Source organism: Stenotrophomonas sp. STEN023 (assembly GCF_056760135.1).
Genome location: NZ_JBRREF010000018.1, coordinates 1 through 11,948, shown reverse-complemented (window position 1 = coordinate 11,948; position 11,948 = coordinate 1). Strand labels below are relative to the sequence as shown.

Genomic DNA, 11,948 nt, shown 5'->3' with positions numbered 1-11,948 from the left:
AGGATCGCGTAATGGCATCTTCCAACAAGAATCTGGATCAGCGTCCGGTGATGATTATGGCCGGCGGTACCGGTGGTCATATCTTCCCGGGCCTGGCCGTGGCCAAGGTACTGCGCGAGCGCGGCATCCCGGTCACCTGGCTGGGTGCCGACGGCGCGATGGAAACCCGCCTGGTGCCGCAGCACGACATCCACGTCGACACGCTGGCCATCTCCGGTCTTCGCGGCAAGGGCAAGCTGGCCCTGCTGGGCGCGCCGATCCGGGTGATGCGCGCGATTCGCAGTGCAGGCTATGTACTGCGTGATCGCAAGCCGCGTGCGGTGGTGGCTTTTGGTGGTTTTGCTTCCGGACCGGGCGGCATCGCTGCCCGCCTGCATGGCTTGCCGTTGCTGGTGCACGAACAGAACCGTGCGCCGGGCATGACCAATCGCATCCTGTCGCGCTTCGCGCGCCGTGTGCTGTCCGGTTTCCCGGGCAGCTTCGCCGCTGGCAAGGAAGAAGTGGTTGGCAATCCGGTGCGTGCCGAGATCGCCGCATTGCTGGCGCCGGAGCAGCGTCTGGCCGGTCGCAGTGGGCCGATGCGGGTGCTGGTGCTGGGCGGCAGCCAGGGCGCACGCGCCCTCAACAACGCCATGCCCAAGGCCCTGGCCGCGCTGGGCAACAGCGTCGCCATCGAGGTCTGGCACCAGTGCGGCGAAAAGCTGCACGAAGAAGCACTGCAGGCCTACCGCGCTGCTGGCGTGGAAGGTCGCGTCGACATGTTCATCAAGGACATGGCCGCCGCCTACAGCTGGGCCGATCTGGTGGTGTGCCGTTCGGGTGCATCCACGCTGGCCGAGCTGTGCGCTGTCGGTATCGGCAGCGTGCTGGTGCCGTTCGCCGCTGCAGTGGACGACCATCAGACCCGCAATGCTGAGTATCTGGTCGAACGCGGCGCCGCCGAACTGCTCAAGCAGGACGACGCGCTGGCGACCAACCTGGAAGGCGTGCTGCGCACGCTGGCAAACACTCCCGGCCACCGCATGCAGATGGCGCAAGCCGCGCGTGGGTTGGCCAAGGTCGATGCGGCCGAACGCATCGCTGACATCATTCTTGAGGAAGCAGCATGAACACGGCATCGCGCACCCGCGCCAGCCACACCGGAGGCCAGGCATGATCCGCCGCCTCAACGACACCACCGACCTGGTCCGCGCTTTCCCGCGCGTGCATTTCGTCGGCATCGGCGGCACCGGCATGAGCGGCATCGCCGAGGTGATGCTGACTCTGGGCTATGAAGTCTCCGGTTCGGACAACGCCGACAACGCCGCCACCCGTCGTCTGGCGCGGCTGGGCGCGCGGGTGATGCGCGGTCATTCCGCTGCCAACGTGCTGGGCACCGATTGCATCGTGGTTTCCAGCGCCATCCGCGAAGACAACCCAGAGCTGATGGAAGCGCGTAGCCAGCGCATTCCGATCATGCCGCGTGCGGCGATGCTGGCCGAGCTGATGCGTTTCCGCCGCGGCATCGCCGTCGCCGGTACGCATGGCAAGACCACCACCACCTCGCTGACCGCCGCCATCCTGAGCGAAGGCAAGCTGGACCCGACCTTCGTGATCGGCGGCCAGCTGCTGGCAGCCGGTGCCAACGCCAAGCTCGGCAGTGGCCAGTGGCTGGTGGCCGAGGCTGATGAAAGCGATGGCAGCTTCCTGCGCCTGAATCCGCTGGTGGCGGTGATCACCAATATCGACGCCGACCATCTTGAGAACTACGGCAACGACTTTGCCCGTGTGCAGGCAGCGTTCGCCGAGTTCCTGCAGCGCCTGCCGTTCTACGGTCTGGCGGTGCTGTGCATCGATGATCCGGAAGTGGCTGCATTGGCTGCCAAGACTCCGCGTCACGTGATGAGCTACGGCCTGAGCAGCAATGCCGACGTACGCGCCGAAGACGTGGTACAGGATGGCCCGCGCATGCGCTTCACCCTGCGCCTGCCGGAAGGCACCAGCGTGCCGGTGACGTTGGCACTGCCGGGCAAGCACAACGTGCTCAATGCACTGGCCGCCGCTGCGGTGGCCTGGCAGTTGGGCGTGGCGCCGCAGGACATCGCCGCCGCGCTGGAGAAGTTCGAAGGCGTTGGCCGTCGCTTCAACGACCTTGGCGAAGTCACCACCCCCAAGGGGGCCAAGGTGCGCGTGATCGACGATTACGGTCATCACCCGCGCGAGCTGGAAGCGGTGTTTGCCGCTGCCCGTGGCGGCTGGCCGGACAAACGTCTGGTAGTGGCTTTCCAGCCGCACCGCTACAGCCGTACCCGCGATCAGTTCGATGCTTTCGCAGCGGTGCTGTCGGAAGTGGACGCGCTGGTGCTGAGCGAGGTCTACCCGGCCGGCGAAGCGCCGATTCCCGGTGCCGATTCCAAGTCGCTGGCACGCGCGATCCGTGCGCGCGGCCGCAGCGAGCCGGTGGTGGTGAGTCATTCCGCCGATCTGGCCTCGGTGCTGCCGGACGTGCTGCAGGACGGCGATCTGCTGTTGATGATGGGTGCCGGCGATATCGGTGCCGTTGTCCAGCAGGTGGTTACCGACGGCTTCAAGGAGGCCAAGGGCGAATGATGCTTGCCGCGCTGCCGCTGCGCCGTACCCACGCAACCGCATTGCGGGCTGCGGTGGTCGTGTGCGGCCGCGCTGAAGGGGAGGGCGCACGATGAATGCCGTCCTGCGCATGCTCGCCTGGTTGCTGGCCATCGCCCTGGTGGTATTGCCGGTGGTTGCGGTGGTGAATGGCTGGGTTGGTGCCGAGCGCTGGCCGCTGGCCAAGCTGCGCGTGCACGGCGAGTTCAAGCGCGTGCCGGCGGAAGATCTGCAGAAGACCTTGCTGCCGTATGCACGCTCGGGCTTCTTCGCGGTGAAGTTGCAGGACGCGCAGGCGGCGGTCGAGAAGCTGCCGTGGGTGGAGAGTGCGCAGGTGCGCAAGCAGTGGCCGGATGTGCTGGAAGTGAGCATCGTCGAGCATCGCCCGTTTGCGCGTTGGGGCAAGGATCGGCTGCTGTCCGAGCAAGGCCGCTTGTTCGCGGTACCACACGGTCTGGAGCACGCGCCGCTGCCCGAACTCGATGGCCCTGATGGCATGACCACAGAAGTGGTCGAGTTGTACAACGATTCGCGCGCATTGTTCGCACCGGCCGGTGTGGACGTACGCAAAGTGGTGATGGATGCGCGTGGCAGTTGGTCACTGGGGCTGGACAACGGCACCGAAGTGGTCATCGGTCGCAACGATGCACGCTCGCGTTTGAGCCGTTTCGTGCGCGTACTGCCGCAGCTGACCCGCACCCAGGTGCCGATCGTGCGCGCCGACCTCCGCTATACCAATGGATTCACGCTGAGCTGGGGAACCCCGCCGCCGGCAACAAAGCAGACGCAGGACAGGACATGAACCGCAAGGGTGACAAATCACTGATCGTTGGCCTGGATATCGGCACCTCCAAGGTGGTGGCGTTGGTCGGCGAGTACTCGCCGGGCAGCCCGATCGAGGTCATCGGCATCGGCTCGCACGAGTCGCGCGGTCTCAAGCGCGGCGTGGTGGTGGATATCGAATCCACCGTGCAGTCGATCCAGCGCGCCATCGAAGAAGCCGAGCTGATGGCCGGTTGCGAGATCCGTTCGGTGTACGCCTCGATCTCCGGCAACCATGTGCAGTGCCGCAACTCGCAGGGCATCACCCCGATCCGCGAAGGCGAAGTGAGTTGGGGCGATCTGGATCGCGTGCTGGACGCGGCCAAGGCCGTGGCCATCCCCGCCGACCAGAAGATCCTGCATGCAATCCCGCGCGAATACGTGCTCGACGATTCACAGGAAGGCATCCGCAACCCGGTCGGCATGACCGGCGTGCGGCTGGAAGTACACGCCCACCTGGTGGTATGCGCACAGTCGGCCGCCGCCAACGTCAGCAAGTGCGTGCAGCGCTGCGGCCTGCAGGTGGACGACCTGGTGCTGTCCTCGCTGGCCTCCAGCGTGGCAGTGCTGACCGCCGACGAGCGCGAGCTCGGCGTGGTGATGGTCGATATCGGCGCCGGTACCACCGACATCGCGGTGTTCATCCAGGGCGCGATCTGCCATACCGCATCGCTGCCGATTGCCGGTGACCACGTCACCAACGACATCGCCCACATGCTGCGCACGCCGACCCCGGAAGCGGAGCAGATCAAGGTGCGTTACGCCTGTGCGTTGGCACAGCTGGCAACGGCGGAAGAAAGCATCCAGGTGCCGTCGGTTGGCGATCGCCCGCCGCGTCGCATGCCGCGTCATTCGCTGGCGCAGGCCGTGCAGGGCCGCTACGAGGAAATTTTCGAGATGGTGCAGGCCGAACTGCGCCGCTCGGGCTTCGAGGAAATGGTGCGCGCGGGCCTGGTGCTCAGCGGCGGCGCCTCGAAGATGGAAGGCGTGGTCGAGCTGGCCGAGGAAATGCTGCAGATGCCGGTACGCGTCGGCATTCCCCAGCACGTTACCGGTCTGGGCGAAGTGGTTGGCAATCCGGTGCACGCCACCGGCGTGGGCCTGCTGCTGATGGGCAGCCAGATCGAACATCCGCGTCGGCCGTCGCTGCCCACCGGGCGCGCCGGCAGCATGTTCAATAAATTGAAGAATTGGTTCCGCGGCGAGTTCTGAGCGCGGTACCGATGGTAGGGCAGTGAGGCAGTCAGAAGTGCAAGCAGTAAGGCAAGACGAAGTGCAGTAACGCAGTCATTGAAGCAAGCAACAACCACCGTGCAGGGGCAACCCGAAGCGGTATACCTAAAACAACTCGCCGGTGCGGGCGGGCGCAGAAGGAGAAGGATTCTTCCCGGATGCCCGAACCAATCACGGCAATAGAGAGGACATGGACATGGCGCATTTCGAACTGATTGAAAAGATGGCACCGAACGCGGTGATCAAGGTTGTTGGCGTGGGCGGCGGCGGCGGCAACGCCGTGGCGCACATGGTCAACAGCAGCGTGGATGGCGTGGAATTCATCACTGCCAACACCGACTCGCAGGCCATCAAGAATTGTGGCGCCAAGCTGCAGCTGCAGCTGGGCACCAACGTAACCAAGGGTCTGGGTGCAGGCGCAAACCCGGAAGTCGGCCGCCAGGCCGCACTGGAAGACCGTGAGCGCATCATGGACGCCCTGCAGGGTGCAGACATGGTGTTCATCACCGCCGGCATGGGCGGCGGCACCGGCACCGGCGCTGCACCGGTGGTGGCACAGCTGGCCAAGGAAATGGGCATCCTGACGGTTGCCGTGGTCACCAAGCCGTTCCCGTTCGAAGGCCGTCGCCGCATGCAGGTGGCGCTGAAGGGCATCGAGGAGCTGAGCCAGCACGTCGATTCGCTGATCACCATCCCGAACGAGAAGCTGATCACCGTGCTCGGCCGCAACGCCACCATGGTGCAGGCCTTCCGTGCTGCCAATGACGTGCTGCAGGGCGCCGTGCAGGGCATCGCTGACCTGATCGTGCGCCCGGGCCTGATCAACGTCGACTTCGCCGACGTGCGTACCGTGATGTCGGAAATGGGCCTGGCAATGATGGGCACCGGCACCGCCCGTGGTGACGACCGCGCCCAGGCGGCTGCCGAAGCCGCGATCCAGAACCCGCTGCTGGACGACGTGAACCTGGCCGGCGCCAATGGCGTGCTGGTCAACATCAGTGCCGGCACCGACATCACCATGAGCGAGTTCGACGAAATCGGCCGCACCGTGCACGCCTTCGCTTCGGAAGACGCCACCGTGGTGATCGGCACCGTGATCGACCCGGACCTGGGTGATGAGATCAAGGTGACCGTGGTTGCCACTGGCCTGAACCGTGCCGTTGCCAAGAACGCGCAGCGTCCTGGCGAGCGCGGCCCGATCAAGCTGGTGCGTAACGCCACCACCGGCCAGGCCGAGTTCGAAGAGTACGAGAGCCCGGCCGATGCCGTGGCCAAGGCCGTGGGTCACACCATGGGCATGGGCCTGCGTCGTCCGAGTTCGGACACCGTGTCTGCTTCCACCTCGTCGGCGTCGCCGGCGGCTGCAGAGCTGCCGAACGACTACCTGGACATCCCGGCGTTCCTGCGCCGCCAGGCTGACTGATGCGGTAGCGGGGGCCATCCAGGCCCGATCATCGCGTGCGCCGGCAACGGCGCCGTGGGTCGGACTGGTCGGCGCCTGGAAACAGAGCTGATACGTCGGGGCTGTCCACCCCGGCGGGAATACCATGTCCTTTATCGCCGGGCCAAGGCCGGCCCGGCGATATTTTCGGTACTGGACGGTAGCTGACGGCCGAATCTGGCACTGCGAAGGGCGCGTGTTAACGCGTGTTATTCTTGTTTGTCCCCCTGGCTGCGCCTGCGCGGCCCCTCCGGCCTTACATACACATGATCCAGCAACGCACTCTCAAGAACACGATCCGCGCCACCGGCGTCGGCCTGCACAGCGGTGACAAGGTCTATATGACCCTGCGCCCGGCACCGGTCGACCATGGCATCGTGTTCCGTCGAGTGGACCTGGAACCGGTAGTCGAAGTCCCGGCGCGTGCCGATCTGGTCACCGAAGTCACCCTGTGCACCGGTTTGACCTATGAAAGCGCAAAGATCCAGACCGTTGAGCACCTGATGTCGGCCCTGGCCGGCCTCGGCGTGGATAACGTCATCGTCGAGCTGTCCTCGGCCGAGCTGCCGATCATGGACGGCTCCTCTGGCCCGTTCGTGTTCCTGCTGCAGTCGGCGGGCATCGTCGAGCAGGGCGCGGCCAAGCGTTTCCTGCGCATCCTCAAGACGGTGGAAGTACGCGACGGCGACAAGATCGCCCGTTTCGGGCCGTACGAAGGCTACAAGCTGGGTTTCACCATCCAGTTCGATCACCCGATGATCCCGGCCAAGCAGTCGCGGGTGGAGATCGAGTTCTCCTCGGCCGCCTACATCAAGGAAATCTCGCGCGCCCGTACCTTTGGCTTCATGCGCGACCTTGAGTACATGCGTGAGCGCAACCTGGGCCTGGGCGGCTCGATGGACAACGCCATCGTGCTGGACGAGTTCCGCGTGCTGAACGATGACGGCCTGCGTTACACCGACGAATTCGTCCGCCACAAGATTCTGGACGCCATCGGCGACCTGTATCTGGCCGGTGGGCAGGTGCTGGGCGCCTACGAGGGCTTCAAGTCCGGCCATGCCCTCAACAACAAGCTGGTGCGCGCCCTTCTGGCTGACCAGAGCGCCTGGGAGTGGGCCAGCTACGACTCGCCGGCCGCCGCCGAGCCGGTGCTGTACGGCATCCCGGCCTACGCCTGAGTTAAATAGCGGTTAGGGCCTAGGAGACGTGGCCTTCACAGGTTACGACTAGTCCTAATTGTCATCATTGTGTGAACCCGATCCGGGTTCCAGTCTGAATTTAACTATTAATTAACAAAAGACTAACTCCTTCGCTGCATTCCGCGGCTAGGATTCCTGCTGGCTTCAATCCGGTCCGTAGAGACGGTCGGGTGGAGACCGGGGCCAACCAGGCCTCCGGTGACCCTTCAGGACTTTGTTGATTTCACATCCTGCAGGGCAGCCAAGGCGTCGCGCAGTCCTTTGTGCGTGGTTTCGCTTACTGCTGTGCTGCGTTGATCGTTTCGCACTGGGGAGTGCGCAGACGCAGTCGCAGTCTTGACGGTCACCCGGGTGGCCGTCAGCCCGATGGATCGGGCCGCGTCGAGCAGCTGGTCTTCGGCAAGCCTTACTTTGGCGTGCCACACCGGCGATTCGACGAGAAAAACGAGGTGTTCGCCGTCCACATTGGCCAACCGGCAACGGTTAGCCAGCGCCGGCGGCAAATGGGGGCGCAATTGCCGGTCCATCGCATCGAGCCACAGGGCTCGGCGTAGCGGATTACCTGCTTTGTCCGCCATTGCTGCTTCCAGCGCCTGTTTGGGCGCGGAACGGGAACGAACACTGGATTTCGGCTCTGACATAAGAATTTTTCAATGACATTTAAAAAGATCGTAATCAAAACGCGTGAACAGAAGGCCAAGACGCCATTGTCACGTGTTCAGATGTTCTTCGAGGATCGTCCTCAAGCCCTGTTGGGTAGCGTACTTGGCCTTGGCTGCCTGATGGGCGTAGCCCTGAGTTTCGCCATCGGCATGGCCGGCGACTCGGCGCTGCAGTCCAAGGTTGACCACCAGGAGCAGGAGCTGGCCAAGGTCCGCGCCGATGCGCAGACCCAGGTCAACGCACTGGCCGCCCGCCTCGGCGAGCTGCAGGCGCAGGCAACCCGGCTCAACGCGCTGGGTGAGCGCCTGACCCAGATGGGCAAGCTGGAAGACGGCGAGTTCGACTTCCAGGAAACCCCCGGTATGGGTGAAGGCGAGCCCGGCCCGACCCAGGACATCCCGGTCAGCGCGGTAAACACCGACTTACAGGTGCTGGAGCAGCGTTTCGCTGCTTCAGGCAAGCAGTTGTCGGTGATGGAATCGCTGCTGTTCGACCACCAGCTCGAACAGAACGCCGTGCCTTCGCGCATGCCGATCCGCAACACCTATGTCACCTCCAACTTCGGTGGCCGCGCTGACCCGTTCGGTCGCGGTGCCGGCAACCACAAGGGTATGGACTTCCACGCCCGCGTCGGTGACCCGGTGCTGGCCGTCGCCGATGGCGTGGTCAGCTTCTCCGGGGTGAAGGGCGGTTACGGCAATGTGGTCGAGATCGACCACGGCAATGGCTACAAGACCCTGTACGCACACAATTCGCGCCTGACCGTGCGTGAAGGTGGTCTGGTCCGTGCCGGCCAGGAAGTGGCCAAGGCCGGCTCCACGGGCCGTTCCACCGGTGCCCACGTGCATTTCGAGGTCTGGCAGAACGGCGTGGTGATGAATCCGCGCAAATTCCTCGGCGAAGGCGGCAATACGCCGGTCGGCCGGGTCAGCCGCGGCTGATGGGTGGCAAGTCAGCTCCGGCTGACTTGTTTGCGGGTGCTTGAAACCCAAGCGTTCGCCCCAAGCTACAATAGGCGTTGCCATCGACAGGGCGCATTGCGCCCTGTTTCGTTTGTGACCGGTGAACCCAGGGGGTGAGCTAGGTCGCACGGCATTTCATTCAAACCGGTTCCTTCAATGATCAACAGCCTGCTTACCCGCGTTTTTGGCAGCCGTAACGAGCGCCAGCTTCGCCAGCTCAACCGTATCGTCGCCAAGATCAATGCCTTGGAGCCGGAGACCCAGAAGCTCTCCGACGACCAGCTCAAAGCCAAGACCACCGAGTTCCGTGAGCGCATCGCCGCCGGCGAAGCCCTGGACAAGGTGCTGCCGGAAGCCTTTGCGGTCTGCCGCGAGGCCTCCCTGCGTGTGCTGGGCATGCGTCATTACGACGTCCAGCTGATCGGCGGCATGGTCCTGCACCTGGGCAAGATCGCGGAAATGCGCACCGGTGAAGGCAAGACCCTGGTGGCAACGCTGCCGGTCTACCTCAACGCGCTGGAAGGCAAGGGCGTCCACGTGGTCACGGTCAATGACTACCTGGCCCGCCGCGACTCGGCGCAGATGGGCAAGCTGTACAACTGGCTGGGCCTGAGCGTTGGCGTGGTCTACCCGGGCATGCCGCATGGCGACAAGCGTGCTGCCTATGATGCCGACATCACCTACGGCACCAACAACGAGTTCGGTTTCGATTACCTGCGCGACAACATGGCGCTGACCCGCGCCGACCGGTTCCAGCGCGGCCTGCATTACGCCATTGTCGACGAAGTCGACTCCATCCTGATCGATGAGGCACGTACCCCGCTGATCATCTCCGGTCCGGCCGACGATTCCCCCGAGCTGTACATCCGCGTCAACCGCGTGGTGCCGGGCCTGGTCAAGCAGGAAACCGAAGAAGGCGAGGGCGATTACTGGGTCGACGAGAAGGGCAAGCAGGTATTCCTGTCCGAAGCCGGCATGGAACACGCCGAAGAGCTGCTGCGCGAAGCCGGCATCATCGGCGCCGACAACGACAACGGCCTGTACGCGGCGCAGAACCTGACCGTCGTCCACCACCTCAACGCCGCCCTGCGCGCGCACGCCATCTACCAGCGTGACGTGGACTACATCGTGCGCGACGGCGAAGTCGTCATCGTCGATGAGTTCACCGGCCGTACCCTGGCCGGTCGTCGCTGGTCCGACGGCCTGCACCAGGCGGTGGAAGCGAAGGAAGGCGTGCCGGTACAGCGTGAGAACCAGACGCTGGCAAGCATCACCTTCCAGAATCTGTTCCGCATGTACAAGAAGCTGTCCGGCATGACCGGTACGGCCGATACCGAAGCGTTCGAATTCCAGAGCATCTACGGCCTGGAAGTGCTGGTCATCCCGACCAACAAGCCGACCGTGCGCAAGGACTACCCGGACCAGGTGTTCCTCAACCGCAAGGGCAAGTTCAACGCGGTGTTGGCGGACATTGAAGAATGCGCCAAGCGCGGCCAGCCGGTGCTGGTGGGTACGACCTCGATCGAAACCTCGGAAATGCTGTCCGAGCACCTGCGCAAGGCCGGCGTGAAGCACGAAGTGCTCAACGCCAAGCAGCATGATCGCGAAGCGACCATCGTTGCCAACGCCGGTCGTCCGGGCTCGGTCACCATCGCCACCAACATGGCCGGCCGTGGTACCGACATCGTGCTCGGCGGCTCGCTGGAGACCGAACTGCACGAGCTGGGCGAAGAGATCAGCGACGAGCAGAAGGCCGCAGTGAAGGCGGCGTGGCAGGAGCGTCACCAAGCAGTCAAGGCTGCTGGCGGCCTGCACATCGTCGGCACCGAGCGCCACGAATCGCGTCGTATCGACAACCAGCTGCGCGGCCGTTCCGGCCGTCAGGGTGACCCGGGTTCGTCCCGCTTCTACCTGTCGCTGGAAGACAACCTGATGCGCATCTTCGCCTCCGATTGGGTGCAGAAGGCGATGCGCATGATGGGCATGAAGGAAGACGACGTCATCGAAGACCGCATGGTCAGCCGCCAGATCGAGAAGGCACAGCGCAAGGTTGAAGCGCACAACTTCGACATCCGCAAGAACCTGCTCGACTTCGACGACGTCAACAACGATCAGCGCAAGGTGATCTACGGCCAGCGCGATGAGCTGCTGGACGCCGAGTCGGTCAAGGAAAACATCGACGGCATCCGCGGCGACGTGATCTATGACCTGGTGACCCGCTTCGTGCCGCCGAACTCGGTGGACGAACAGTGGGACCTGCAGGGCCTGCAGGCGACGCTGGAAGGCGAGCTGGGCGTGCAGATGGACGTGATCGGCCTGGTCAAGGCGCACGAAGAACTCGATGCCGAGGCGATCGCGCAGAAGGTCATCGACTTCATGGACGCGCACTTCGAGCAGAAGGAAGCGGCGGTTGGTGCCGAGACCATGCGCGCACTGGAGAAGCACGTCATGTTGACCGTGCTCGACCAGAGCTGGAAGGAGCACCTGGCACGCATGGATTACCTGCGCCAGGGCATCTACCTGCGTGGTTACGCGCAGAAGCAGCCCAAGCAGGAGTACAAGAAGGAGGCCTTCGAGCTGTTCTCGGAAATGCTGGAGAACGTCAAGCGCGAAGTGATCACCATGCTGTCGCGCGTGCGCGTCCGCAGCGAGGAAGAAGTGGCGGCAATGGAGCAGCTGGAGCGCCAGCAGGCCGAAGCACGCCTGCAGATGTCGCAGTTCCAGCACCAGGACAACGGCGGCTACAGCGCCGACGAAGAGGCAGCGGAAGTGCTCGACGAGGCCAACGCGCCCAAGGTCGGCCGCAACGACCCCTGTCCGTGCGGAAGTGGCAAGAAGTACAAGCATTGCCACGGCCAACTGAACTAAGAAGAAGCCCCGCCAAGTGCGGGGCTTCTTTTTGAGCGCCCGCCCTGTAGTGCCGAGCCATGCTCGGCAGGGGGCTTCACCGGCAATGCGTCGGACAGGTCATCAGCTTCGCGGCTTACGCCGCTCCTACAAAAGCCAGGCTGACTGTAGTGC

9 protein-coding genes are annotated in these 11,948 nt (G+C 64.2%); 8 read left to right on the top strand and 1 reads right to left on the bottom strand.

The annotated features are described in order from the left end of the window. The first annotated feature begins 11 nt into the window (after nucleotides 1-11). From murG to lpxC, 6 genes are all read left to right on the top strand, one after another. Nucleotides 12-1,109, top strand: coding sequence for an undecaprenyldiphospho-muramoylpentapeptide beta-N-acetylglucosaminyltransferase (murG, locus tag ACVOLV_RS07475; protein ID WP_481553817.1), 1,098 nt, complete (start codon nucleotides 12-14; stop codon nucleotides 1,107-1,109). Between the two features lie 43 nt (nucleotides 1,110-1,152). After that, nucleotides 1,153-2,589 (top strand): UDP-N-acetylmuramate--L-alanine ligase, encoded by a 1,437-nt coding sequence (gene murC / locus ACVOLV_RS07470; RefSeq protein WP_481553816.1) that lies wholly within the window; start codon nucleotides 1,153-1,155, stop codon nucleotides 2,587-2,589. Nucleotides 2,590-2,680: 91 nt separating this feature from the next. Further along, nucleotides 2,681-3,409, top strand: coding sequence for a cell division protein FtsQ/DivIB (locus ACVOLV_RS07465; protein ID WP_481553815.1), 729 nt, complete (start codon nucleotides 2,681-2,683; stop codon nucleotides 3,407-3,409). Next, nucleotides 3,406-4,641: a cell division protein FtsA gene (gene ftsA, locus ACVOLV_RS07460; protein ID WP_481512178.1), complete on the top strand. Its 1,236-nt coding sequence runs from the start codon at nucleotides 3,406-3,408 to the stop codon at nucleotides 4,639-4,641. Before ACVOLV_RS07465 ends, ftsA begins: the two co-directional genes overlap by 4 nt. Nucleotides 4,642-4,858: 217 nt before the next feature. Further along, on the top strand, nucleotides 4,859-6,085 hold the full coding sequence (ftsZ, locus tag ACVOLV_RS07455; RefSeq protein WP_481512177.1) for a cell division protein FtsZ: 1,227 nt from the start codon (nucleotides 4,859-4,861) through the stop codon (nucleotides 6,083-6,085). 284 nt (nucleotides 6,086-6,369) lie between these two features. Beyond that, nucleotides 6,370-7,281 carry a UDP-3-O-acyl-N-acetylglucosamine deacetylase gene (gene lpxC / locus ACVOLV_RS07450; RefSeq protein WP_481553814.1) on the top strand — a complete coding sequence of 304 codons (912 nt, stop codon included), beginning with the start codon at nucleotides 6,370-6,372 and terminating at the stop codon, nucleotides 7,279-7,281. A 227-nt stretch (nucleotides 7,282-7,508) separates the two neighbouring features. Here the strand turns inward: lpxC and ACVOLV_RS07445 are convergent, their stop codons facing one another. After that, nucleotides 7,509-7,943: a DciA family protein gene (locus ACVOLV_RS07445; protein WP_303748903.1), complete on the bottom strand. Its 435-nt coding sequence runs from the start codon at nucleotides 7,941-7,943 to the stop codon at nucleotides 7,509-7,511. A gap of 12 nt (nucleotides 7,944-7,955) precedes the next feature. Here ACVOLV_RS07445 and ACVOLV_RS07440 point away from each other — a divergent pair, with 12 nt between their 5' ends. Together ACVOLV_RS07440 and secA are read left to right on the top strand one after the other, a co-directional pair. Beyond that, nucleotides 7,956-8,906 (top strand): M23 family metallopeptidase, encoded by a 951-nt coding sequence (locus ACVOLV_RS07440; RefSeq protein ID WP_481553813.1) that lies wholly within the window; start codon nucleotides 7,956-7,958, stop codon nucleotides 8,904-8,906. Nucleotides 8,907-9,083: 177 nt separating this feature from the next. After that, complete coding sequence (gene secA / locus ACVOLV_RS07435) at nucleotides 9,084-11,795, top strand: preprotein translocase subunit SecA (protein ID WP_481553812.1); 2,712 nt, start codon at nucleotides 9,084-9,086, stop codon at nucleotides 11,793-11,795. The last annotated feature ends 153 nt before the right edge of the window (nucleotides 11,796-11,948 follow it).